The following is a 25150-nucleotide window of genomic DNA, read 5'->3' as shown; positions in this document are numbered from 1 at the left end:
TGGCATTCTCAAATGACAATCGGGAACGCTAGTCGAGATCGCCGCGCCCGTTACGGTTCATGGCGCCACCGGACCGCCCCATCGCACCGCCAGACCTGCCCATGGCGCCGCCCGATCGCCCCATCGCACCACCAGATCTTCCCATTGCTCCACCCGACCGGCCAAACGAATGCGGGTCCAGCTCTGCACCCAACAGAACATCTTCGAGCGTTCCCGTGTCGAGCTCCAGCCGCATTGTCAGGTCACTCTTGTCGTACACCCAGACCTGCATTCCGCGGGCAAATGAGCCTATCTGCGATGACAGTCCGGTATAGGCAGGGTCGCTTGGACCGCGGCTCATGACCTTCAGATCGGTGTCCGCCGGAGCTGGATAATCAACCGCGGTGCCAGGCCCATGAACAAGAAGTATGGTCGGTCTGGCCAGCTCGTAGAACTGCGCCTCGAAGGTGAATGCATAGATCCTTGCCAGCAGGCTGCCGGAGGCGTCGATCTGGTTCTGCAGGAATCTGTTATTGCCAGGTCTTGGAGGCCGTCCCCCATCGATCCTCTTCTTCAGCTTCAAATCTTCAAGAACTCTACCGAACAAATGTATGGCCGAGGTATTTAAAATGGTTTCAGTTATCATGGATCACCCCATCCTCTGCAATGTCGATCAAAGCTCGGCGCCACTTCTGGACATCCAATATTTCTCGAAATAGCTCATATCCGGGAGACGCACCTGATCCCGTGGACGAGCGGTTCGACCCTCATGAACATGGCTCTTTCGGTCTGGCTTCGTCAGGCGAGGCCCGGCACGGTAGCGAAAAATCCCTCTTCGGTCGAAATCCCGGAAGATGATGCTTGATAGTTCTCCTCCGGTCACACGGTCGTCGACCGCGAGCATCGTTCTCGCCACGTCACGATAGTCCAGGAAATCCGGGGCGAGAGCCCACAGTGTCTCGGCGAGATAGGCACCCACGATATCGCGCGCGTCGAGCAGCGCTTCGACGAAACCGTCTGGATTGCGCGTGAAATCGCGGTCAAAGACCTTCTGGAGCGGCGCCTCGGCGGTTGGGTAGATCTCGGCGAGGTCGGCAAGATCTTCGGCCTCCGGCGAAATCAGTCCTCGATCCACCAAGCTCTCGTGAAAGACATCGACCAGAATGTCGAAGACGGCACCCGTTAAAGGTTGCGACAAGGCATGCTCGTCGGTCCAGCCGTCCGCGAAATCGGCCATCGTCAGCTTGTTGTTGGCCTCGCGTATCTGGCGGTGCGGTGAAAATTCCGAAAAGCGAGAGAGTTGATTGGCGATGTAGAGGTTCCCACGCGTCACCGTCAGAACGTTTTCGATCACGGATGGAAAATGCATGGCCGCGATCAACGAAACGCAGTCGGAAAAGGCCTCCTGAAAGCCCAGATATTCGGGGAACTCAGCTCCCGGCTTGGGTATGCCGAGGACGCTGTAGACGAACGCATGGCCAACCTCATGCGCGATAATATCGAAGTCGAGGCTGAAGGGGAGCGCGCGTCCGTCTTTCGTGAATTGGCTGCCGAGCTCGAGGAAGCCATAGCCGTATTGAGCGTTGTCCCAATCCGGCAGGATCGAGATTTCCAGACGGTCGTGGTGATCGTGGAAATGCCAGACGAGCGGTTGGCCGATGTAACGCTCCCAAACGTCGAGCGTGAAGCGCACGCATCCGAACGCGTGCGCTGCTTCGAAGCCGGGCGTCGAGGGCTGATAGTGATCGAAGTTGCCTTCCTCGTCGGGAATGGCCGGATCGAGGATAGCTCGCGTCCAGGGCGGCAGGGAGATGAAGGGCGTGCCCAACGGACCGTGGTTGACGCCATAGGGCCGCATCTTGTCGGCCGGCTCGACGACATACATATGATCGTCGGATGGGCCAGGTCCGACACTGCCTCGCGGGGAAGAAACCGTAATGATCTCGGGACTTGACGTAGGGTCTTCGAACGGAGGCTGAACGAACAACCTGAACCGGGTACCCATTCCCCACCTCTCGGTTATATTAGTGGCATAACATAATATCCGCGGGATGGCGAGGGCGTTGGTTTGTCGGGTAAATCTTCCTGAAGGCCGATTCTTGATTATCGGCGACAATTTGACTCAAGAACAATGCGTATCGCTACTGCAGCAGCTGGAGCAACTTCTGGTAGCGAGGATGACTGCGAACAGAGGCGAAATCGGAATCGTTCTTGAACCAGAGTCTCATCTCGGCGCCAGCCTGCGGCAGCCACGCTTCCAAAAGGTCGATCGAACGTTCGAACTCCCCCAGCAACGCATAGGTACAAGCTGCGTTGTATTGGACGTTGATATCGTTAGGGTCGATCGCCAGAGACCGGTCAAGCCACTTGGCCGCCCTATCGCGTTCACCAAGGAAGGCCAGCACGATAGCCCCTAGGCAGGCACAATTGGCGTTCTCGGGATGCAAACGGAGTTCCTCTTCAGCTCTCTCCAATGCGATTCGTGCATAAAGCTCCGCGTCGTTCTGTTGGCCGAGAGTACGAAAGACGTTCACCAGCATGACCGGTGCGCCGTAGTCGGACGGTTTGATTTCCATCGCGCGCATGAAGTACGTGGCGGCGAACTCGAACTGGCCGCCGGTTACGCAAAACTCGGCATAGTAACGATTGGCCTCGTGGCAATTGGCGTCGAGCGTAAGAGCCTGTTCGAACGCCGCCGCGGCCTCGGAACGGCGATCGGCGAGGGAGAGGGCAAAGCCCCTGGCTGAATGCGCTTCGGCCAAATTCGCGTCCAGGGCCAGGGCCTTGTCCGCGGTCGCGAGAATGTCGTCCACATGGATCGGTGAGCCGTAGTTCGACTGAAGGCGTACGTCGCAGACCGCCAGACCTGCATAGGCACGGGCATATCCCGGATCGAGCTCAATGGCCCTGATATAGCTTTGTCTGGCCATCAGGTGGTTGGCTCTGGTCGCGATGTGGCTGTAATCGCGCCCTCGAAGGTAATGCGTATAGGCTTCCACATTGTCCGTCGGCGCCTGCTCGATAGCTTTCCTCTCCTCAGGCAGGAGCTTGACCCTGAGCTGCGCCACGACCGCTTTGGCGATTTCGTCCTGCACGGCGAAGATGTCGGTGAGGTCGCGGTCGTAGCGGGCAGCCCAAACGTGTCCGTCCGTGGCGCCCTCGATCAACTCGGCATTGATCCTGACCCGGTTTCCCGCCTTGCGGACGCTGCCCTCGACAATGTAGCCGACGCCAAGCTCCCTGGCGATGCGTTCCATCTTGTCGGTCCTGCCCTTGAACGCGAAGACTGTATTGCGGCTGAGCACGAACAGGCCGGAGACGTTCGAGAGGTCGGTTATGATGTCTTCAGTGATGCCATCGCTGAAATACTGCTGGTCGGGATCAGCGCTAAGATTGGCGAATGGCAGGATCGCCACCGACGGCTTGTCGGACCGCACCAGCGTCTGGACGGTTCTGGCCGCAACATGCGTCTCGACATAAGACACGCCCTGGTCCCAGTTGGCGAAGTAGACATGCACCTGCTGGGCAATGTTCTTGACGGTCCTGGTGCCCTGATCGGCGAAGTCGACGCCCAGCTTGTTGCCGACCGCATGGCGCACCGCTTCCGAGCAGGCAATGCCGCCGGGCATCGCGAGGCCCTGCAGCCGCACCGCAAGATTGACACCGTCGCCCTGGAAATCATCACCGTCGACGATGATGTCGCCAAGGTTGATGCCCATGCGAAACTTGAAATGCCGGTCCTCGGGGATGCCGGCATTCCGCTCGGGCATGCCGCGCTGGATCTCGACCGCGCAGCGCGCCGCATTAATTACGCTGCCGAACTCGACAAGAAAGCCGTCACCCATCACCTTGAAGATGCGCCCACCGTGCTTGGTGACGGTCGGATCGAAGAACTCCCGTCGATGCTGCCGAAGGAGATTGAGCGTGTGCTCTTCGTCGACCTCCATAAGGCGGCTATAGCCGACCACATCCGCGGCCAGGATCGCCGCCAGCCGACGCTCAACATGCTCCTCGGACATGTCGTCTCCTGAAATCGCAGACAATTGTTCCGCCTGAGTTAGTTCTAGCTGATTTACCTGCTCGGCGCCAACGCCGCTGGAGGTCGCTCGCGCCCGATTCGCGGTCTCGGCCGTCATGGTCGCGAAATGGAAGCGAAAGCCGTTGGCCGATTATCCATGGAATATCGATCGCCCTAGACGCAAATTCCGGAGCCGCCTCGCTCTACCCGCGGACAACCTGTTGAGGCTCAACACCCAGGTCGGATGGGCAGCCCTACGTTCCCGGCTTCGGCTGGAAACGTCGTCCCCCCCGCTCCCCGGCGCCAGATAGCAAAAAGGCCCGGTTACCCGGGCCCTTTATGCTTTTCAAATCAAAAGAAGATTTGGAGCGGGTGAAGCGATTCGAACGCTCGACCCCAACCTTGGCAAGCGACAAATTAGGCCGTCCAAGGGGTTCACAGCAGTACGCTCTATGCCCTCCCAGGGCGCGCCAGAACGCTATCTCTTCCCGTTGCCTTTTTCAACGGGGATAACTGTGATGGACACCACTAAATTCCTGTGCACGCTAGAGACGGTAACCGCGTGGTGACCCGCAAGGGAACTAGCGGGAGCGTTCATTCTCCTGATCGGCAATAGCCAGAGCCCTGAGCCAACGGTGCATCATTCCAAGGTCCCCGTAGAAGAGCGGGATCGAGCGTTGTCGGAACCGGTCGCCTCGTGTTTGCAATCAAGACGTATCTGCGTGGCCGCTTCAATGAGGAATTCCTAGAGACGGACAGCCTGCCGCTTGAGGATCAGTTGCCACGGATTGTCGAACGGCTGTTCGAAGGAGCCGAGATATTGAAGGCTTGGCACTTGGAGCAGGAGCAGGAACGAGAGAAGTGGCCCATGTCTGCGCCGCGGTGACGAAACGGAGCCACCGTTCCTCTTCCTCCTTGGCTAGACGCTGTAACTCCGCTCTCAGAGCCGCTTCCTGCCGGCAGGTCAATCAAGCGGTCACCCAGTTCATAGGCGAACTGGAAGCGATGTCATACGAGCATGAGGCGATAGTGGCTGAGAGGTCGCTGCGTGAGTGGATGGATTGGGCGAAAAGCAGACTGGCAAAACAAGACCCGCTGGCGAGAGGTGTATCTGGCCTATTCAATGCACTTTGAACGCCCCGCTGCCCTTCCATCGATGAACGCACTACTTAGCACAACAATCGAGTTGCAAGTGAAAATGGAATAGGGCAGCACTGCGCTTGTTATCCGCTTCGAAGGCATTTCAGCCAAAATCAACCGGATGACGTATCAGGGGGCAATACGGAATATGGAAACAATCAAGGCATCTGAGAAGGCGCTTAAGGACGTCTTCTGTGATCACTATGTTTTTCGCATTCCGCCATACCAGAGACCCTATGCTTGGACGACCGAACAAGCAGCCGACCTTCTTGATGACCTAATTTGGGCGGCTGGCGACGATAAGCCGACCGATCGCGCGCCCTATTTTCTCGGCAGTATCGTTGTCATCAAGGATCCGAGCTATCCCGAGGCTGATGTCGTCGATGGGCAGCAGCGCCTTACGACGCTTACGATCCTGATGAGCGTCTTGCGCGAGCTTGCCGGGTCAGATGAAGACAAGGCTAATATTGACGTCTTTCTCCGTCAGAAGGGTAATGCCCTACTCGCCACAAGGGATATCCCTCGCCTAACCGTCCGTCAGCGAGATGCCGAATTTTTCCGCAAATGCATTCAGGAAGGTGAGCCGGGTGGCGTCCTTGAAGCACCCGATACTGACGCACGCCAGCGAATGATTGCCAATCGTGATTTCTTTCGTGAGATATTGGGCAAGATGTCGGAGACAGGGCGCAAGCACCTGCTGCCCTTTGCTATCCAGCGCTGCTACCTTGTCATTGTCGAAGCGTCGGACCAAGCATCTGCCTATCGCATCTTCTCGGTCATGAACGATCGAGGGCTTGATCTCACAGCGACCGACATTCTTAAGTCCGATGTCATCGGCGCAATCGAAACCGAGGACGAACAAGCCAAGTACAACGCGAAGTGGGAAGCGTTGGAGGACGGGCTCGGTCGCACTGCGTTTGGCGATCTGTTTGCCCACTTACGCATGATCCACCGCAAGCAGAAAATGCGGGGCACGCTCGAAAGGGAGTTTCGCGATTATGTGAACCCTGTTGAGCAACCTCAGCAGTTTATTGACAGTGAATTGAGGCCGAGCGCGGAAGTCTTCGAGCGCATTTTGGAGCCAGACCCGGCCAAGTCGACGCGTTATCGACTACTCAAAGGCTTGCACCAGCTTGACAACCAAGACTGGCAGCCCCCCGCAATCAAGTTCATGGTCGATCATCACGCCGATGACGCTGCTATCGACCAATTCCTTAAACGCCTAGATCGGCTGGCCTACTTTCTCTTTATCACCCGAGCCAACGTCAACGAACGACTGTCGCGCTATGCGTCCGTGCTGACGGAAATTGAAAGCCAAGCCCCTCTGGCGGGCCAAGCTCTCGAATTAAGCCCCCAGGACAAACTTGATCTTCGGCAAATTCTTAACGGGGACGTTTACCTGAATCAGCGCACGCGACGACCGATCCTGTTGCGTCTCGACGAAATGCTATCCGATGGAACCGCGCACTACGATCACGCCTTGGTCACTATCGAGCATGTGCTTCCTCAAACGCCGCATGCTGGAAGCGACTGGCTCGTGAATTTCCCAACGCAAGAGCAGCGTGGCCAGTGGGTGCACCGGCTGGCCAACCTGGTATTGCTGTCGAGGTATAAGAATCCTGCTGCAAGCAACTACGATTTCGATCACAAAAAGACGGTGTATTTCGCACAAGACGCGGACAGCTCTTATGTACTGACCAGTCAGGTGCGGCAGGAGCCCGTTTGGACGCTGGCTGTTCTGGAATCGCGTCAGAAAAAACTGCTGGAACGTCTTCTAAACGTATGGGAGTTGCAATGACGTCTCCTCCTAATACCGATCGTCTCATCCGGATCAGCGATCCATCGCCTTGACGATTTCCTCAGTCATCTTGTTTGGAGAAGAATGTGCCAAAGAAAATGCTTATTGCGTCGGCTACCTCTTTCTCGTCCGTAAATCTCCCAGACATATCGGCACATTCTTCATCAATGCTCGAACTGCTGACCAGTGCGCTTGGCGTGCCGCGCAACGTGCTGGCGGATGACGAACAGATAGAACATGCTTGGTCGCAGTTGCCACGGCTCATCAAGAGGATTCCCCCGGAATTGCGTGATGAACGCATCGTAAAGATGTGCGTCGCCGTCGCCAGCGGGCTCTTCGACGCCGCGATCAACTATGTCTGGAATGCCGCAATCTTAGAGCTACGTGAAAAGGTCCGGCGATTTGGCATTGCGGTCGTCCCGCAGGTGCTGGATGACAAATCTTTCGATCAGGACGCCCTCCTCGATCTCAAAGACGCAGAACTTCTGGATTTGTGCCTAAAGCTCAACCTCATTGGTGATGACGACTACTTTTTTCTCGATCAATGCCGGGCGACACGAAACAGTTTCTCCGCTGCCCACCCTGCTGAAGGTGTCGTTGATGAGGACGAGTTTCTCGCATTCCTGAGCCGATGCCAGAAGCACGCGCTTTCAAGTGTCCGCAACCCCAAGGGTGTAGACACGAGGGCCATGTTGGCGGCGCTCAAGACGGCCCGTTTCAAGAGAGACCAGCGAGAGGAATGGGAGCGTAGGGTACGCGAAACATACGACGCCCAGCGGGAACTGATATTCGTGATGCTGCATGGCATCTATTGCGACCCGGATTCAGTGGAGGAAGCCCGGCTAAACGCTTTAGCGATCTGCGAGGCATTGAGCGACGAATTTAGCCCAAGAACCAGATCGGCGTTGGTCGACAGGCATCAGGAATACAAAGCCAAAGGTGATGAGACACGGAAAAAGGCATCGCTCCAATTTTTCGAGAAACTGGGGCAGCTTTCGCTCCTGACCGACGCTGAGGTGCACAGCATTTTTACCGATGCAAGCCGCAAACTCCTTGCGGTCCACAACGGTTGGGACAACTTTCACAATGAGCCGCCATTCGCCGAGAGACTTGCCCGTCTGTCGCGAAACAATCGTGTCCCCGAAAGTGCCCAGACCATATTCGTAAACGCGGTCGTCACAGCCGGCACAGGGAGTGTCTACGGGACCTCCCACGCCGCGATGCCTCACTATCGGGAAATGGTGACATCATTTTCACCGAACGAAGTTAGGCTGATGCTCGAAATACCGGGGGGATCGTCGCTCGTGGCAAACCGTATCAAGTCGAGCAAAGGATGCGATAGCCGCTTTCGTGCACTGGTCGCGCTTGTCGATGCGAAGTCGGTGCCAACAGCTGCAAAGAGCCTGTACAAGAAATGGCTTCCGACCGCTTGAGCTCGCATCGTCTTTGACACTATTTTTTGCGCTAGCGGAGGCAAATTTGTCTTTAGAATTGGTCGTAAAGCTAGCAAAATCCTTCGATATGGGTCATGTACGTGAATTCGCAAAACTTGTGGTGAGCGGCGGGCAAGTAACGGCCATAGGCCTCGCGAAACGCATCGCCAGTGCGCACCATCTCACATTCCTCACTATCGTCGGGGAATTGGTGGGAACGAACGCGGTGAAGAACAATCGAACCCACCAACGGTGAAGTTGGTTGGCTATATATTGTTGAAGTTCACCGTGGGGTTCGCCTTGGTGACCTGGTCATGTCGGGCATTTTGGCTTCGACTGGCAGTCAAGGCCTTTTCGCGACCATTCAATCCGAGAACATCGGTGCCCGCCTTCTCCATGAGCGGCACGGCTTTCATCAGGTTGGTAAATCGTGGCCTTCTAGCGAGCGAAAGGACATGGTGAATCCGTACATACGTTGGCCAGCTTGAAGCCCGGCGGATTCGTGCCCTCAAATCTAGCGCGTTCAAATCAGCCATTAGATCCATCGCAATTGACACAGAACTCTGCAGCGAGCTATGAGCTGTTAAAAGTTCAGCAACTTCAATAATTTATAGCTCGCTGGCGAGCTCGCCAACCACTTTCCCGACAGTGCACGCGACGCCAGCGAATGTGTCGATTTCGCATTCCCAGACAATCAGCACGCGCCAGCCGAGATTGCACAGTGCGGCGTCCTTTTCGGCATCACGCTTCACGTTTCGTTCCAGTTTAGGCTTCCAGTAGCCCACATTGGACCGTGGAATCCGCCCTCCCTTGCAGTTCGGATGTTGGTGCCAGAAGCATCCGCGGACCTGTACCGCGAGCCTCTGGCGCACAAACACTACGTCCGGACGCCCGGGCAGGTCGGTGCGGCAGACGCGGAACCGGAGGCCAGCTCGGTGCAGCGCTGAGCGCAGGCGGATCTCGGGTTCCGTGTCGCGGCCCTTGATCCGGGACATGTTCCGCGACCTCTGCTCAGTCGTGATCCTGTCAGCCATATTTCGCGCCCTGCGCTATTCGGGAGGGAGACGGTTCGTCTTCAACAGCTCGCACATCTCCTCCTTGCTGAGTTGCGAAACGATGTCACCCGACCCCCCGTCGCCCAGGAGACTGCGTGCCAATGCCGACTTCCTCTCAAGTGCCGAGACTATAGCTTCCTCGATTGTATCGACCGCCAGCAGCCGCATATAAGTGACCGGCTCCGTTTGCCCGATTCGATGATTCCGGTCCTGGCTCTGGGCATAATGGTCATACCGCCAAGAGAGGGACTCGTAGATCGTGTAGCTCGCAGCGGTGAGCGTAAAGCCCGTACCTGCGGCTGCGGGATTCGCGATGAGCACGCGTACGTTCGGGTCGTTCTGGAAACTCGCTGCGATACCGTGGCGCTCTGATGTAGGTGTTCCGCCATAGATCGCGACCGACCCCTCGATCCGCCGGAGGAGTGTCTCTATCGAACGGACGTAGTTCGACCACAGGATCACCTTCCTGCCTGGCACCGAGAGGATGTCATTGATGATGCCGTCAAGCACCTCAAACTTCGCGGGCACCTGTCCCAGCTCAGGGAAGATCAGGGAGGGATTGCACGCCAATTGAACGAGTCTGGTGAGCTTCGCAAGCGCACTCGGAGCAGACGCCCGGTACTGATCGCCGCTCATCGCTTCTATTTCGCAGACCATTTTGTCGCGCATCTCATCGTACAGCCGTCTTTGCCACGGCTGCAGCTCGACGCGAATGTCGGCAAACGACTTGTCCGGAAGATCGAGGCACTGGTCTTTGGTGCGGCGCAGGACCAACCTGTCGATCACGCCCTTGGCGAAGGAGGCCTGGGGGTCTTCCTCCAGTCGTGCTGTGAAGGACTCCAGTGAGCCGAGCGAGCCGCGCCCTGGTTCAATGATCTCAACCTGGGTGAAGAGATCGGTCGCCGTGTTCGTAACGGGGGTGCCCGAAAGCAGCCATCTGAACGCGCAATGCGGCGCGACGGTCCTGGCGGCGGTTGATATTAGAGAGCGCCAGTTTTTGGCGGCATGGGACTCGTCCAACGTCAGCACGGTCCGCTGGCGCTGCACGAAGGCGAGGAGTGCCGTGGTCTCTGCGCGCGCCGTCTCATAGCTGGTAATAAGGACTCGGGCACGAGACTCGCGGAATGCGGTACGCCGCTTCTTCGGAGTGCCTTCCGCGACTTCGACGGACACAGTCGGCGCGAATTTTGCATACTCGGCGACCCAGTTCCGCTTGAGTGAGTTCGGGCAAATCACGAGCATCCTGTCGGCGCGGCCGCCGTCCAGGAGACGCCGGAAAGACTCGATCGCGACAAAGGTCTTGCCGAGCCCCTGCTCGAATGCGAGCAGTCCAGCGCCTCGTCCCATCAGGAAGTCGACGCCTTCGTGCTGATGCTGGAGCAGTTCGAACGTCACTCTATTCCCCCCTGGTCTGGTGGTGCTGGCCGACTAGCCCGTCGAAGTACTGGTAGGCGTCGCGGAACTCGGCGATATCGGACGGCTGGAGGTCCACCACGTCGGCCCGGCTGGCCTTGTTGAGCGTCCTAGTCGCCTTCTTGAGCGCGAGCCGATAAGGGTGAACGCCGTCGTGGACCTTGTCCTCGATTGCGTCGATGGTCTGCTGGAGGGTTGCGATGTCGTCGTCGTCGAAGCCGTCTTCGCCCCGGTCAATGGCCCGGCGGACAAGCTGCGGCATGGCGGCGATCTTCGCCTTGGGGCTACTGCTCTTATCCTGGGTTTGCTGGGCAAGCTTGTTGGCGACATGCTTCTCTCCCGACTTCAGCTGAGCCCAGGCGTCTGCGTCGTCGTAGAACTCCTTCAGGAATCGCGCGTCGCGGTATTCCTTGAACACGTCGTTCCGGACCATATCGAAGACATCCTCGCGGAGTTCGTCGTACGCCTTGTTATCGAAGTCCCGGAGCTGCGACCCGATCACGCGCGCCTTGCTGATCTCTTCGAGGACGCTGAACTTCTGTGCAGCGAGCTTCTTCGGGTTTGGGTCGTCGTCCACGTGCTCCACGAACTTGAGCGCGAACTCGTATGCGCTTTTCAACCGCGCGACCCAAGACTCAGACTTGCCCATGTTCTCGGCGAGGGTGGTCTGATTCATTAGCGGTGGGTGCCCCGGGCGCCCCACGACGGTTTCATAGATGAACTTCGCCTCGATGTAGCGACCCCAGTCCCGTACGCCAGAGCCGCGAACGTGAATGCCGGCGAGAAGGATTGCAACGTCACGTTCGCCGAAGTTCTGCGGGAGAACCTTCGCCTGCACAAAACGGAAAACTCCTTGGTTCTTCCCGATGATAAATTTGCGGTCCAACTCCCGGAGGATGGTGACCCGAGTGGCTCCCTCCAACACCAGATACTTTCCTGTGGTGGTGCGTTGAACATAGATCGACTGCATCTGACCGATCTCCTGGAGCGAACGACGCAGGCCATCGTAGCCAGGGGAAAGCCGAAGCGCCTCCTCGAGGTCCGCCTCAGACGAAAAACCCTCCATCATGGATGTCTGCAGTCGCGGGTTGTCCGCCCAAAGGGCTACGTCGTCGTGAACGTTGAGCCGGACCTCCCTTAGTTCCCACTCAGTGTTCCCGATTTTCTCATACAAAACCCGCTCGACTTGGTGCGGCGGGATCTCGAGCTTGGCGATATTCTCGGTCATTGGCGTCGTTTCCTATCTTGCTCAGGCAAGTTCGATCAACATCGATCAAGTCAGGCAAGATGTCAATACGAGCGTCGTGGATTGCGGCCGAAAAACCATATGTTCACCTTTTGTCACGTATAGTGTATAGTGTAAGAGCAAGGATTCTCCGGTCGCTGCCGCTAATCGAAAGCCAAAAAGCTTGAGTAAAATCAACTACACGCGGCGACAGCAGCGAGCCGAATCAGAGGCCTATTGCATTGATCTGTTCGCGGGAGCTGGTGGCCTGGCGATAGGTTTTAAGTCGGCCGGATGGGGTGTGCTAGCGGGTAATGACATCGACCCAGACGCCGCCCAAACGTTCCGCCTCAATTTTCCTGAGGCTTCGTTTTTCGAGGGACCTGTATCCAATCTGTCTGCCTGCGATTTCCTCGACGACGGCGGGCTGATCCCCGGCCAACTGGATTGTCTAGTGGGAGGGCCACCATGCCAATCATTCAGTCACAACAACCACCATCGGTCGGCGGCCGACGAACGGGCTCGATTGTTCGAATATTACTTGCAGCTGGTGGGGCATTTGAACCCCAGAACGCTCGTGATGGAGAATGTGCCCGGCATACTTTCCATCGATAACGGGAGGGTAGTCGAGGAGATACTCGGACGGCTTGGCAAATTGGGATACGATGCTGTGGTGGCACGTCTTTCCGCCGAGGAATTTGGGACACCGCAGCTCCGCAGAAGGGTCTTTATAGTCGCTAGCCGACTAGGACCCGCATCCGAGCTGATTCCCAGTCCCACTCATTGGTCGCCAATATTGGTGCAGTGGGGTGGACCGAAAGAAAGACCGGCTGGTGCAACAAGGTCGCCAATTACGGTCTGGCAGGCGATCGGCGACCTCCCAGAAATTGAGAACGGCGGTGGCGATTTTGTCGCTTCTCGCTCCGGCATCCCCCAAGCGAAAACGAAGTATCAGCGCGCCGCGCGCCGCTGGTCGTCCGAGCTCTACAATCACATCTGCCACAAACTCACCGAGGTCAATTTAAGTCGGATTGCTCACGTGCCGGAGGGCGGCAATTGGCGCGACGTGCCTCGGGAGCTGCTGCCTGCGGGCATGCAGCGGGCCAGACTTCAAGACCATACTAAGCGCTACGGGCGGCTGGCGCGGGGTGGGTTTGCCTCCACGATCCTCACGAAATGTGACCCTCATTGGGGTGCTTACATTCATCCGACGCAAGATCGAACCATTTCCGTAAGGGAGGCCGCCAGGCTCCAAGGCTTCCCGGATTCGTTTAGGTTCGCGGGCGGACTCAGCAAGCAATACGCCCAAGTGGGAAATGCCGTGCCTTTACAGGTGGCCCAAGCGATCGCCGAAGCCGTGCTGGAACATGTCCGCCGCTGGAGGGCCAAAGGCAACCGGAAACCAAGACTGAAAGAAGCCGCATGAATCACCGTAGTAATCTGGTCGAGAAAGCCATGCGGCCTATCCAGGTTACATTGGTCCGACCGATCTATCACGCTCCCCCGTAGCACCTATGGCTGCAAGGGCTCTGATCGCACGCAAAACTCCCCGTAATGCCAGGACTTGCTGTCGTTACAATTCGCACCTGCCTGCCTTCGGCCGTGTCGCAGTGGTAGGCTATACGCATGCATGAGCCTAAAGCCGCCCCGGCATACACCAGAAGGCAATAATCCGGCTGGATTTGACGCGCTTTGGTTGGATCCGATGCAACTCATTGGGGATTGAACGTGCCCGATTTCATCGTTGGTGAGCATTATACCCGAGAGCAAGTTGGCCAAATTGCAGGGCTGTCCGAACGTGATCGTGGCGGTGGTTCTTGGATGACCGGCTACACAGATTGGAACGGAGCGACCTACATTTTTACGAACGTTGGAGTGCCGGGCCGGACCGGGCATGATTATGCGAACCGATGGGTCGGCAAGGACCTGATCTGGTTTGGCAAGACAAATTCACATCGCGGCCAGCCTCAAATCGACCGGATGATATCCAACACGAGACCTGTCCATCTTTTCTGGCGAGCGCAAGATCGTTCACCTTTCACGTATGCCGGCGACGCAACGGCGATTGAGGCAAACGCCGAAACGCCTATCCAGATAGTCTGGTCCTTCGACGGCTTCAGGCCTGGGTTGCGGGTCGACATTGCAGCGCAAAATGGGCCGAAGTGGCGCCGAGGGCCACCACCAACGAGTGGAGGCATTTGGATTGAAAGAGTCGATGGACCTACTGATGTCTATCTTTTTCGTCTGACCGGCAGAGTGGATGCTCTGCTCGACTTGCCGTCGGGCCACGTGCTCATAAAGGTCGGTATGTCTAATAGTCCCGAGAGAAGACTGGCAGAGCTAAACGCCGGCTTTCCTCCAGACTCGCGGGTCAAATGGAGTCGAGTGTCTGTTCGGCATTTTGCGGACGGAAGCCAAGCCTGGCGATTTGAGGGCGAGAAGTTGGAGAGGCTAAGGCTGGATCATTATTGGCGAGGCGGGGAATTTGGGGTTATCCCAGAGGCTATGCTATCGGATTTCTTGGACTGACCATACTATTGCGATGGTAGTGCGGTCGATCCCGTCGGTTAGGTTCCACGGAAGGCTTAATCCCCCTATCGATCAAAGGGATATCCCGCGACCGATATTCGGTTGGCATCTAGGGGGCGCGAAACCTCATATGACAATCGGAAAACACAATCACTGCAATTCGTAGTTCAAGAGCTGTGTACCTTGGCGCGTACGCCGATATCCTAGTCCTCCCGTTGCCCACGCTGCGCACATGTCGCGACTTTCAGCGGCGGCGCAGCTACACGGGCGCGCGACCCCCCAGTAGCCAGGACCAGTCATAGCGTCGCCGCCGCCGCTCGGGAGCGGTGACTGCATTGTGTGCCTGAAGATCCCCATAACACTATGCCTTGCGTTTCCCACAAAAATCGGCGATCCTAAAGTGCGTGATACGGGGAGACGTTGCGTCGAAACATTCTAGGTAGTTTCAATGACGCACTGCATCAGGGCTCCGATGCCTGAGATGTTTAGCTCAGCAAACCGAGCAGTTTCCTAGAACTGCGATCAAGACCCTAAAGCTACTCTTTACGGCTGATCACGCTTTCAAACCCGAATGAAATCGGGAGCGAGAGCGTGGATCGATGCCGGTTTCCCATCGGTTCACCTCGCTTCCTTAGATGTGAGAGAATCGATGGATGCGCTTTTCCAAAAGCCCGGGCCGTACCACGCGCCAGGCACTTCTTCAGAACATCTCCTTACCCTTCATCAGGTGGCCGAGGAGCTCGGCCTGCCCTATTGGCAAATTCAACGCGCAGTGAAGCGCCGCGAGATTCCCTCGTATCGGCCGTTTAATTCGCGTCCTTTGCTGAAACTATCCGAGGTTGTCGCCTTTATCGACGCCTCCCGTCAGGGAGGGGCCGAATGATGCGCGCGCCCTATTCCGCCCCGAATTACGACGATCCGGTCGAGCATCTGAGCCCGCCGACTTATTATCACGCTCCTTTGCAGACTGGGCAACATTTCGTTCCGATTGCTGGGAGCGCGTCGAAATTGACGTTTACTTTGGAAGTTCGCCCGAACGGCCACTCTCTCGCGATCATCGTCCAGTCGGAGGGTGCCTAATGGCCGTTCTACAAAGGACCTGACAGAGCCTTACGCGGCTCGAAACCGAGCCGCGCGCCTTCTCCTGACAACCTGAGACGTCCCGCCGGGCCTGGGCACGGAACGGGATCGGCTTGCCCAAAAATCAAAGGCACACGATGTCCAAAGATCACCCTATTCCCAAAGGCAACACCGATGAAGCTGTTGAATTCCTCGAGCATATGTTCCCCGGCTTGCCTCGCCACCTCGTCGCCATCGATCAGAAGGGACGTGTCACGGCTCGTACCTTTTCTCCGGACGAAATCGACAGGATGCGCGCGTGGATCGACGCACGGCAAGGCCTGAGCAATCTCTATTTCCACGTCAATGCTTTACGACCCGGAACTACGAACAAGAAAGCCACTAAGGACGATGTGGCGACCGCGCTGCGTTTGCATTCCGACATAGATGATACGAACGCGGAGGAGCGTGTTCTCAAGTTCATACCGCCCCCGAGCATCGTCGTGTTCTCCGGTGGAGGGTACCACCCTTACTGGAATCTCGCGCAGCCGACCGGCGATCTGTTGCGCGTCGAAGCCAGCAATATGGCAATCGCAAAAGCTCTCGGCGGTGATAACTGCCACAACATCGACCGCATCCTGCGCCTGCCCGGGACGGTGAACATCCCTAACGCGAAGAAGAAGCGGGCGGGGCGCAAGCCGACACTTGCTCGCGTCGTGAAAGCAGACTGGTCACTGCGCTATTCACTAGACGAATTCGCGCAGAGCGACGAGCCGACGCCAACAGGGCCGAACGGTGCGGTTGTTCAAGACCCGCCCGTGGTGCTGGTGGGCTTGGACGAGCTTCCATTGTCGGTGCTGCCAGTTACGCGGACACTCATCGAATTGGGCGACGATCCCGAGCGTCCGCGCGACGGTGCTGCTCCGCGCTTTCGCTCCCGCAGCGAGGCTGTGTACCGCGTCGCCTGCGATCTAGCTCGCGCAGGCTGTCCGGTAGGAATCATTGCGGGCGTGCTCATCAATCAGGCCTTTGGCATCTCGCGCTCGGTAATGGAGAAGAAGAGGCCTGTTCACTACGCACAACGACAGGCGCGGTCCGCTTTGGCCGCAGTGTCGGATGGTTGGCCCGACTGCGATAAGAACGGCGGCCTGAGGATAACGATGCGGAATACTGCTGTCGCACTCCAGAAGCTTGAGCTCAGCTTCTCCCACGATTTGTTCCGGCATCGAAAGGTCGTCAACGGCACCCTACTTGAAGAGCAGCAGGGGGAGATCAGCGATGATGCCTGTGCAATGTTGCGCGCCGCGATCATCGAGTCGTTCGGGTTCGATCCCAAAGCCGAGAACGTCCGCGATGCGGTGACGCAACTTTGTCTGGAACACACCTTCCACCCGATCCGACAAATGCTTGATGCGCTCACTTGGGATGGCGTTCCCCGTATCGACGGATGGCTGAGCACCTACATGAGGGCTGATGACACACCGCTCAATCGTGCGATTGGTCGGATCATGCTCATCGCGGCGGTGAGGCGCGTGCGGGAGCCGGGCGTTAAATTCGACACCATCGTGATCCTCGAAGGCAAGCAGGGAACAGGCAAGTCAACTGCGCTGCGGATCCTTGCCGGCCCTGGCAACCATTCTGACAACGAACTGTTGGCGCTCGACACAAAAGCACAGATGGAGGCGATGGAGGGCGTTTGGATTTACGAGTTAAGTGAGATGTCCGGGCTCAACAAGGGAGAGGTAGAACGGATGAAGGCGTTCGCGTCTCGCGACGTTGATCGTGCCCGCATGTCCTATGGCCGCTTCTCGGAGGCACGAGGCAGGCAGACCATCTTTGTCGGCACCACCAACGAACACAAATACCTGAAGGACCGTACTGGCAATCGCCGCTTCCTCCCTGTCAGGACCGGCGTAATCGATCTAGAGGCGCTTCGGCGCGACCGAGATCAGCTCTGGGCCGAGGCCGCGCGGCTTGAGGCGCAAGATGAGAGCATCGTCTTGCCGAAGGAGCTTTGGGCGGTCGCAGCCGCCGAACAAGAGGAACGACTTGAAGACGACCCATGGCTAGAAAGGCTCGCCACAGTGCGAGGCCGAGCAGTGGGGGAGGAGGTTCGCGTGCACACCGGCGACTTGCTGGGCGAGGTTCTGAAGATTGACGTCGAGCGCCAGCATAACGGTCACGCTAAACGGCTCGCCGCGCTGATGCGATCGCTTGGTTGGGAGGACGGCAAGTTCAAGGTAGCCGGCAAAACTCTACGAGGGTTCCACCGTCCCAAGCCTGATGGCCACGTGGACGATAACTCCCCGATTGGCGCTGTCCAAAACTTTTAGGGTGGTGGCGGTGGCGGCGGTGGCATGTGCTGTGGGAACTCCCGGTGTGCAGCAGTGTGTCCATGTGGGTGTGCTGGGCCGGCACACAGCGCCCGCACAGGCCGCCCGTGGGTGCCACCGCCGCCACCGCCACCTGCGGCCGCACACGCTGAATTGCTCCCTGCTACGGAGCGCAGGCTGCGCGGTACCGCTGTGCCGTGCTGTGCGGGCGGCCGGAACACCGTCTGGTCGGTTGGTGTCGCCGCTTCGGCATTCACCTGTCCATGCTTTCGAGACTGCGATTTCAACCTCGGTGGCCGATGAATCCGAGATTTCCGGGGCCGCGTCGTCTCGCGGCTCCGACCTTTCCAACAGGCCGAGGTTACGCGCCTGGTTACAGGTTGGGCCGTTTCACGGGTTCGTTGGCCGCTCCGGCGATTACTTGTGCCGGTTACCGACGCGTGTTTTCGTTCCGCTTTTTTCCTTTGGACGAGCAACGCCATGAATGACTTTAACGTCTCAATCACGACCGCAACCCGTCGCCGCAAGCTGCGTGACGGCAAGGTCGCTCTCTATCCGCAATATTACTGTGAGTATCGTGAGCCTCTGACCCAGAAGCGCCGCCGCCGCGCCTTTAACCGCAAGAAAGACGCCGAGGCGTTCCGGAACTCGCTGCTGCTGAAGGTCGCGGAGGGCAGCTACATGGATGAGCGCAAGACTCCAACCGTCGCGCAGGCCATCGACCATTGGCTTCAGACCAAGGAGGGCAACGTCAAGCCATCGACGCTGATGGGTTACAAGGTAGTGGTGTACGGCGCAATCCGGGGGCCGTTGCTGATCGGCACCAGCCAGGAACGTGCCGACTTCACCGCGACCGGCACTCCCCCCAAGAACGCCCGCTTCATCAAATTGCTCGGACATATCAAGCTATCGGATCTGACAACCGCCATGATCCGCGTCTGGCACAAGACGGTCACGGAGCAGTGCGGCAGCTATACCGCCAACCGTGCGAAGTCTCACCTCAAGTCGATCCTGGCACTGGCCGAGGAAGACTTTTCCATCCGCGCGGCGTCGATGCCGACCGGACTGGCGCGGGCGCGGCATAAGGTCAAGAAGTCGATCCTGTCCACCGAGCACATCGCCAAACTCATCGCGGCGGCCAAGAACGATCTGGAGCAAGGCATCTACTACGCCTTCGCTTTCCTCGCCGGCACTCGGCCCTCCGAGCAGTTAGGCCTGCTATGGTCTGAAGTCGATTTCGACAAGAACGTGGTCCGCATCCGGCGCATCCAGGAGCGCGATGGCTCGCTGACCGAGATGACCAAGACGGAGGCCGGCACTCGCGAGATCCCTATGAGCGCTACGCTCCGCGAGATGCTCCTGGCATGGCGGGTTCGTTGCCCCAGGTTGGGTAAGGAACTGCACCGCGTGTTTCCCGGCCCCGGCCGGCTTCAGGAATGGCCGAAGCCCCGCATTGGCGGCGGCGGTCCGCTGCTCTACCAGAATTTTCGGAAGCGATATTGGGCACCAGTGTTCACCGCGCTTGGCCTGCCCTATGTCACGCCGCACTCTGCTCGCCATTCGTTCATTTCGATGCTCCAGGCCCAAGGCATCGAGATTGGCCTTGTCGCGCAGATCGCCGGCCATGCGAACCCGACAGTCACGCTCGGCCATTATACGCAGGCCGTTCGTGACGGTAGTGCCGCCATCGCTGCGCTGGACCGGGCCTACAGCGGGTAAGCCCGTACGCATAGCTACGCCTCGCGCCACCGGCTATACGCCTACGGCCGTGGCGGGCAGCGCCGGCTGTCCGGCCGGCACGGCTGGTGGTGGCGCAGGCGGCGGTGGGTGCAGGCCCGCAACATGGCGACAATCGCTAACCTTCTGATATCGCTCATATAATTGTGCCTTGGCTCTCGCTGTGTTTTACTGTCCTGTTGGACAGTAGGAGAGATCGATGCACATCTTGATCAGGGACAAGCGAACCGGCAATGAGGAATGGATGCCGCTCGAAGCCGCTGCGGAAGTCATGGAACTGGACGCAACCGAGATCGAATGGGCGCTGGAAGAGTTTGGGGAGTGCCAGTCGGTCGATCACATCGCCATCGAGCCGGAATAAGCCGCCACACCCAGCTGCGCCTCCCCGATGCGGCGGTCGTCTCTCGATCGCCGCATTGTGTGCCGCTCTCCGGGCGCACGCGTCGACCCTCCCCCCCTTGAGAGCAAAATACGTATACTAGGCGAACGGGACCCGTGCGGCTGTGCGCCCGGCTCGCATTTTCATACCCTGGTAGGGAAGCACGCTCTCGTTCAGGATGCGCATGTCCTGACAGAGCCGGCCTTTACCATCTCCTGCCACTTGTCGCCAAGCGTCTGACGTGCGGAGATGGCCCCGGAGGCACCGGGCTCACCATCATGGAACATGCGGATACCAAAATTCTGGTCATGACTGCCATAGACCATGGTCGGACCGGGCTGGTAGGTGGTCGTTGCATTAAGATACCCACCGCTGACCATGCCCGTCGTCTGGTAGCTACCCGGCGTCTGGGTGACACGTACGTTGTCAGCCGCCGCAGCGCCGACGATCACATAGCGATCATAGCCCGCCTTGATCGTCTCAATCGCCGCCTGTTTTTGCGCCACCCTGGCCGCACCGATGCCGCCGCAGACCGGAGCCGCACTCGCCTGAACGATAGCGGTGTTCTGCGAAGTGCGGATTGTGTTGGTGCCGGCGCAGGCGGAAAGCGCGGCCGTCGAGGCAAGCAGCGCGAGGCGGATCGGAAAGTTCATATTGTTTATCCCCTTGAAAAAGCCAAACTTTTCGAAAAATCATGCGGGAATCCGGCTGTCAATTATCGTAGCTCCAATGCGCTCCCGAGCCACATAATTCCCAATGACAAAACCCTCGCCCCAACGCGCGCAGGCCTCTATCGCCGCAATGGCGAGGCGTGCGGGACTTTCGGGGTGGATCAGAAGGAAGAACACCACATGGGCAGTGGTAAACGTCCAGATGGCACAGTCGGAAGCGGCGCCACGGAACCGGTCCACGCATGACGCCATAAACGCTGTCCGTTCGACGCGCGGAAAATGCTGGTAAATCAGCAGCGATCTGCCTGAGCCGTAGAACGACGCCACCTCATCGAGATAAAGGTATTTGGACGAGTTCTTGCGGCCCTTCGGCAGCGACACTTCTAAGCCGTTGTCGGGATCGAAGAACACCAGATCGGCGTCGTTGAGGTCCGACGCGCAGCGCTGCATGAAGGTGACGCGTCCGGCGGCGTCATCTGGCAACACCTTGTTGAAGTAGCTTGCGCTGGGGATAGCGCCGCTGTCTTCTATGGTTTGCAGCCGACGTCGATCAGACTCGTCCGCAGCGTGGGCCAGGATGTCGAACAGCTCAGGATCGAATTGTCGGTACCTATCGGGTTTTCGGAGATAGGCCAGTTTGCCGCCGTCTGAACTGCCGTCCGAGGGGGTCAGCATCCAACACACACCGACCCGGTTAGCACCACCCCAAGATAGCGCCCTCAACAATCCATACTTCCGATAGTCGCTGATGTCTCCAACGTACTGATGCTTCAAGCTCGCCCCCGAATCCCACTCAGGCGAGCATGTCACAGTACCCCAATTTGGGGTACTCCAAATTAGGGTTCTATTGAAGCGCTGGTCTATGCACTGGCGCCCCAATTGTCCTCACTTCGTTCAGACCTCTACCGGAGAATGATCGAGCTGCTTGTGCAAGCTCGTAAGGACACGGGCGTAACGCAGGTGGAACTGGGCAAACGCCTCGGTCAGCGACAGACGTTCGTGTCGAAATTCGAACTTGGCGAACGTCGGCTAGACGTAGCGGAGTTCATAGCAGTCAGCAGGGCGATAGGCGCTGATCCCTACGATATTATTAGAGAAGCAGAATCCGGAATAGACCGCTAACATTTGCGGAGTGGACTTCATAAACAAAGGCCTATGCCTCCTCAGCATCCTGGATCTGTTCGACATGCTGCGCCTCATCTTCGCCGTCTTCAGCACCTGCACCAACAGTTGATTCTAGTTTTCGGGTGATTATCCGTTCTACTCGAGCGTCGGCAACGACATAGCGATTGACAGGTTTGCCCCCAAGTTCGCTGGGTGCAGTGCCGCTTTGCCGTACCAAGCCTGCATCCTCCCACACGTTAATGCGTACTCTCGCACCCTGGTCCGTTATCCTAAAGATGGTCTGCACGTCCCTGTTCACGAAAGATGCCTTACCCAGACGCAGCACTTGCTGGAGAGGCTTTTCCTTAAACCAAGTGCCAATCGTCTCCCTTGCATATTTGTCCTGACCGACATCTAGCGAGACTTGATCGATAAGGTGGGGCGCACTCTCTCCACGCGAATCGTGCTCACGAATAACAACGTCGAGCAGCTTAATCAGCTCGCGCGGAGAACTACCCGACATCGAAACCAAGTCCTCAAAGACCTTGGAGCTGTCGAGTTCCTCCGAAAAGAGATCGGCGAAGGCGAGGCGGCTTTGGGAAAAGAAGCGGATTCTGGCCTCAACCATTTCTTTCAAGCTGGTGGAATTCCAGGTGATGTTAGCGTGCGCGATCTTGTCGAGCCGTACAGGGATTCTGGATTCAAAATGATCCTGAACGTTGTTCCAAAGAAACAATATCCAAGCAAAACGATCAACTTCCAGCAACTGAATATGACTTAGGAGCGGGTGTATGAGTCTGGCGGTCGCCTCTGATGAGTTTGCTGTGTTAGGTGTCTCATCTATTTTATCGATCAGAACACAAACGCCTGAGAAACCGAAAGCCGTCACGAACTCTGTCAGTTTACTTAAAATGGCCCGCGCCGTGTTTGCGGCCTCTCCTGTGAGCGATTTTAGCAATGCTTCGGCCGGGGCCGAAATGTCCATACCCTCGTCAATTTGTTTCTTTGAAAAGGCGCTGACAGCTGCAGCGATAATTGAGCTTAGGGCGTCCCATCGCTTGCCTGCCCAGACAGCGCTCTTGGTGTACCAGGCGCTGTTCAGCAGTTTGAGTGCATCTGTGGTGGAAACCCCGCGATCCATTTCCGGTACGGTCAAATAGAAGCCCTTGAGTAGCGCGAGCGCCAATGTTCGCTCGCTTTTGTCTAGGCCTTCAATGTAAATCTCCCGATCATCTTCCTCCAATGAGGAAAGCCAAACAAGTACTTGTTCCACAACGAAGAACGCCGCCAATGCTACTATGTCACGATCTAATAACTTATTCGCTTTGAAGACCACTTGAAGCGATGAGAAATCTGTTAAGTTGACAATAAAAGGTCTGTCATCCGTCGGTTTTTTTGCATTCTCCTTCCAAAGCTCGTTGAACACAGTTATGCGAGTGGCACTCTTCCCCGCGCCACGGTTTCCAAACAGAATGAAGGAACTTAGGTTTCTAGCTCGGTCGGATATCGATTGCAGATAGGGCGGTCTAACCGCGTAATCAGCGATATTAGGTTCAGTTTCGGCAGTGTAGTGTTCGAACGGATTACCAATTAGGGTGAGTCGCTTGACAAGCGTGGCCATTATATCCCCCAGGGACTTTTCTTTTCATATGCCGGGGATTTTCCAGCAATGCAATTGGAGCAATTGGATCGCGCTTAGATCTCGGCCGGCGATGCGCGACGGGTCTACCTCTCAATATTGACTCGGAATTCGTCGACGCTGCGATTTCGCGCTGTGTCGAAGCCCCGAAATTGGTAGTAACCCGTGTGTAACCCTGGGCCTTCTGAGCTGTTTTCGGCAGCGGTGGTTCGGCCGGCCTGAAAGCGAAAAAGCCGCGGAGTTCCGCGGCTTTTCGATGCTTGGTCCCCTGGAGGAAACTGGAGCGGGTGAAGCGATTCGAACGCTCGACCCCAACCTTGGCAAGGTTGTGCTCTACCCCTGAGCTACACCCGCTCGCGCGGCGTCTTGGCCGCAAGCCGGGCCTATATGGCTGAAGAGCGCGGCGATTGCAACAGGGAAATCGCAGGCTTTTTGCGACACGATGCGCGGGGCCGGCAAGCCGCCGGCGGGCGCGTGAGTGGCGGGCGGCGGGGCGCCAGCGCGAAGGGCGGTGCAGCTCACCATGATGTCGCATGACGGTCTTGTGTCGGCTGCCCCATTGGCCGTAAACGGCTGGCTTGAGAAACGGGACGAAACCGATGCCGAAGACCGAAGCCGATTTGATGGCCTTTCTTGCCGAACTCGGCATTGCCACGTCGACGAAGCGCCACCCGCCGCTCTATACCGTCGCCGATTCGCAGGCACTGCGCGGCGAGATCGCCGGCGGGCACACGAAAAACCTGTTCCTGAAGGACAAGAAGGACAATTTCTTCCTGGTCACCGTCGGCGAGGACGCGGTCGTCGACCTGAAGCAGATCCACCAGGTGATCGGCGCCGCCAGCCGGGTTTCCTTCGGCAAGCCGGAGATGCTGATGGAGCTGCTCGGCGTCGCACCGGGCGCCGTCACGGTCTTTGGCGTCATCAACGACACGGCAAACAGGGTCAAGCTCGTGCTCGACAAGGATTTGATGGAGCATGCGGTGATCAATGGGCATCCGCTGACCAATGAGGCGACGACATCGATCGCGGCGCGCGACCTGATCAGATTCGTCGAGGCAACCGGGCACGATGCTGCTATCTTGAAAGTCTCCATGTGATCGCCACATGGATGGCTTGAGTCAGATGGTCTGAAGCATAGGGCGCCTGGCCGCCGGCCGGCGGCGCCACGGAAGGGTAGAGAGATGAGCGACAACAATCCGTTCGGCGGCTCCTTTGGCGGCAATGGCGGCCAGTACACCACCTCGGTACAGTATGGTGGAGCCGCGCCGGCGCCGGCGAAAGGGCTTGGCGATGCGCCCGCCACTCCCGCCGACGTGATCAAGGACACGACGACGGCTGCCTTTGCCGCCGATGTCATCCAGGAATCGCGCCGCCAGCCGGTGCTGGTCGATTTCTGGGCGCCCTGGTGCGGGCCTTGCAAGCAGTTGACGCCGCAGTTGGAGAAGGCGGTCAAGGCCGCCGGCGGCAGGGTCAAGCTGGTGAAGATGAACATCGACGACCATCCCTCGATCGCCGGCCAGCTCGGCATCCAGTCTATCCCGGCGGTCATCGCCTTCAAGGACGGCCAGCCGGTCGATGGCTTCATGGGCGCCATCCCGGAGAGCCAGATCAACGAATTCATCACCAAGGTCGGCGGCA

At 57.9% G+C, this 25150-nt stretch carries 22 protein-coding genes and 1 tRNA gene; 13 read left to right on the top strand and 10 right to left on the bottom strand.

The annotated features are described in order from the left end of the window. Nucleotides 1–28: 28 nt before the first annotated feature. The 3 genes from EOB59_RS20725 to EOB59_RS20715 all read right to left on the bottom strand — a co-directional run bounded on the left by EOB59_RS20725 (nt 29) and on the right by EOB59_RS20715 (nt 3998). Nucleotides 29–625, bottom strand: a complete 597-nt coding sequence (locus tag EOB59_RS20725) for a hypothetical protein (RefSeq protein ID WP_127267587.1) — start codon at nt 623–625, stop codon at nt 29–31. Between the two features lie 27 nt (nt 626–652). Then, nucleotides 653–1984: a hypothetical protein gene (locus tag EOB59_RS20720; RefSeq protein ID WP_128289122.1), complete on the bottom strand. Its 1332-nt coding sequence runs from the start codon at nt 1982–1984 to the stop codon at nt 653–655. A gap of 136 nt (nt 1985–2120) precedes the next feature. Further along, nucleotides 2121–3998 (bottom strand): adenylate/guanylate cyclase domain-containing protein, encoded by a 1878-nt coding sequence (locus EOB59_RS20715; protein ID WP_127267589.1) that lies wholly within the window; start codon nt 3996–3998, stop codon nt 2121–2123. 696 nt (nt 3999–4694) lie between these two features. On the opposite strand from EOB59_RS20715, the gene EOB59_RS20710 reads away from it, so the two are divergent. The 3 genes from EOB59_RS20710 to EOB59_RS20700 all read left to right on the top strand — a co-directional run bounded on the left by EOB59_RS20710 (nt 4695) and on the right by EOB59_RS20700 (nt 8368). Further along, nucleotides 4695–4883: a hypothetical protein gene (locus EOB59_RS20710; protein WP_128289121.1), complete on the top strand. Its 189-nt coding sequence runs from the start codon at nt 4695–4697 to the stop codon at nt 4881–4883. A 402-nt stretch (nt 4884–5285) separates the two neighbouring features. After that, entirely contained in the window at nt 5286–6935 is a 1650-nt protein-coding gene (locus tag EOB59_RS20705; protein WP_164895704.1) for a DUF262 domain-containing protein, read from the top strand. A gap of 167 nt (nt 6936–7102) precedes the next feature. Continuing rightward, nucleotides 7103–8368, top strand: a complete 1266-nt coding sequence (locus EOB59_RS20700; protein WP_206622062.1) for a hypothetical protein — start codon at nt 7103–7105, stop codon at nt 8366–8368. 608 nt (nt 8369–8976) lie between these two features. On the opposite strand, the gene EOB59_RS20695 is transcribed toward EOB59_RS20700, so the two are convergent. The 3 genes from EOB59_RS20695 to EOB59_RS20685 are packed head-to-tail and all read right to left on the bottom strand — an operon-like array spanning nt 8977 to nt 12064. Continuing rightward, nucleotides 8977–9402 (bottom strand): very short patch repair endonuclease, encoded by a 426-nt coding sequence (locus tag EOB59_RS20695; protein WP_128289119.1) that lies wholly within the window; start codon nt 9400–9402, stop codon nt 8977–8979. 15 nt (nt 9403–9417) lie between these two features. Further along, nucleotides 9418–10818 carry a DEAD/DEAH box helicase gene (locus EOB59_RS20690; RefSeq protein WP_128289118.1) on the bottom strand — a complete coding sequence of 467 codons (1401 nt, stop codon included), beginning with the start codon at nt 10816–10818 and terminating at the stop codon, nt 9418–9420. Between the two features lies 1 nt (nt 10819). Beyond that, nucleotides 10820–12064, bottom strand: coding sequence for a hypothetical protein (locus EOB59_RS20685; protein WP_128289117.1), 1245 nt, complete (start codon nt 12062–12064; stop codon nt 10820–10822). A 181-nt stretch (nt 12065–12245) separates the two neighbouring features. Here EOB59_RS20685 and EOB59_RS20680 point away from each other — a divergent pair, with 181 nt between their 5' ends. The 7 genes from EOB59_RS20680 to EOB59_RS35320 all read left to right on the top strand — a co-directional run bounded on the left by EOB59_RS20680 (nt 12246) and on the right by EOB59_RS35320 (nt 20080). Then, a complete protein-coding gene (locus tag EOB59_RS20680) occupies nt 12246–13487 on the top strand; it encodes a DNA cytosine methyltransferase (protein ID WP_206622061.1) in 1242 nt (413 codons plus the stop codon). A 302-nt stretch (nt 13488–13789) separates the two neighbouring features. Continuing rightward, a complete protein-coding gene (locus EOB59_RS20675; RefSeq protein WP_128289116.1) occupies nt 13790–14590 on the top strand; it encodes a GIY-YIG nuclease family protein in 801 nt (266 codons plus the stop codon). 649 nt (nt 14591–15239) lie between these two features. Next, the gene (locus EOB59_RS20670) at nt 15240–15473 is read left to right on the top strand and encodes a hypothetical protein (RefSeq protein ID WP_128289115.1); all 234 of its coding nucleotides are present in this window, start codon (nt 15240–15242) and stop codon (nt 15471–15473) included. Next, nucleotides 15470–15670 carry a hypothetical protein gene (locus EOB59_RS20665; RefSeq protein ID WP_128289114.1) on the top strand — a complete coding sequence of 67 codons (201 nt, stop codon included), beginning with the start codon at nt 15470–15472 and terminating at the stop codon, nt 15668–15670. The genes EOB59_RS20670 and EOB59_RS20665 overlap by 4 nt, the downstream gene beginning before the upstream one ends. A 137-nt stretch (nt 15671–15807) precedes the next feature. Beyond that, complete coding sequence (locus EOB59_RS20660; RefSeq protein WP_128289113.1) at nt 15808–17982, top strand: virulence-associated E family protein; 2175 nt, start codon at nt 15808–15810, stop codon at nt 17980–17982. A gap of 480 nt (nt 17983–18462) precedes the next feature. Then, nucleotides 18463–19701: a site-specific integrase gene (locus EOB59_RS20655; RefSeq protein ID WP_128289112.1), complete on the top strand. Its 1239-nt coding sequence runs from the start codon at nt 18463–18465 to the stop codon at nt 19699–19701. Nucleotides 19702–19918: 217 nt separating this feature from the next. Next, complete coding sequence (locus EOB59_RS35320) at nt 19919–20080, top strand: hypothetical protein (RefSeq protein WP_164895703.1); 162 nt, start codon at nt 19919–19921, stop codon at nt 20078–20080. A gap of 191 nt (nt 20081–20271) precedes the next feature. Here the strand turns inward: EOB59_RS35320 and EOB59_RS20650 are convergent, their stop codons facing one another. Both EOB59_RS20650 and EOB59_RS20645 read right to left on the bottom strand, forming a co-directional pair. Continuing rightward, nucleotides 20272–20751, bottom strand: coding sequence for a hypothetical protein (locus EOB59_RS20650; protein ID WP_128289111.1), 480 nt, complete (start codon nt 20749–20751; stop codon nt 20272–20274). Nucleotides 20752–20790: 39 nt separating this feature from the next. Beyond that, a complete protein-coding gene (locus tag EOB59_RS20645; protein ID WP_128289110.1) occupies nt 20791–21444 on the bottom strand; it encodes a hypothetical protein in 654 nt (217 codons plus the stop codon). Between the two features lie 237 nt (nt 21445–21681). Here EOB59_RS20645 and EOB59_RS20640 point away from each other — a divergent pair, with 237 nt between their 5' ends. Further along, the gene (locus tag EOB59_RS20640; protein ID WP_128289109.1) at nt 21682–21891 is read left to right on the top strand and encodes a helix-turn-helix transcriptional regulator; all 210 of its coding nucleotides are present in this window, start codon (nt 21682–21684) and stop codon (nt 21889–21891) included. 31 nt (nt 21892–21922) lie between these two features. On the opposite strand, the gene EOB59_RS20635 is transcribed toward EOB59_RS20640, so the two are convergent. Next, a complete protein-coding gene (locus tag EOB59_RS20635) occupies nt 21923–23494 on the bottom strand; it encodes a hypothetical protein (RefSeq protein WP_206622060.1) in 1572 nt (523 codons plus the stop codon). A gap of 297 nt (nt 23495–23791) precedes the next feature. Continuing rightward, a tRNA-Gly gene (locus EOB59_RS20630) sits at nt 23792–23866 on the bottom strand. A gap of 245 nt (nt 23867–24111) precedes the next feature. Here EOB59_RS20630 and EOB59_RS20625 point away from each other — a divergent pair. Both EOB59_RS20625 and trxA read left to right on the top strand, forming a co-directional pair. Continuing rightward, nucleotides 24112–24609 (top strand): prolyl-tRNA synthetase associated domain-containing protein, encoded by a 498-nt coding sequence (locus EOB59_RS20625; RefSeq protein ID WP_128289108.1) that lies wholly within the window; start codon nt 24112–24114, stop codon nt 24607–24609. 84 nt (nt 24610–24693) lie between these two features. Further along, nucleotides 24694–25150: thioredoxin (gene trxA, locus EOB59_RS20620; RefSeq protein ID WP_128289107.1), on the top strand; the 457-nt coding region annotated here is incomplete at its 3' end.

It is taken from the genome of Mesorhizobium sp. M7A.F.Ca.MR.176.00.0.0, from assembly GCF_004023165.1.
GTDB lineage: Bacteria > Pseudomonadota > Alphaproteobacteria > Rhizobiales > Rhizobiaceae > Mesorhizobium.
The sequence above is the reverse complement of the archived record's forward strand: the minus strand, read 5'-3'. Positions and strand labels throughout refer to the sequence as shown.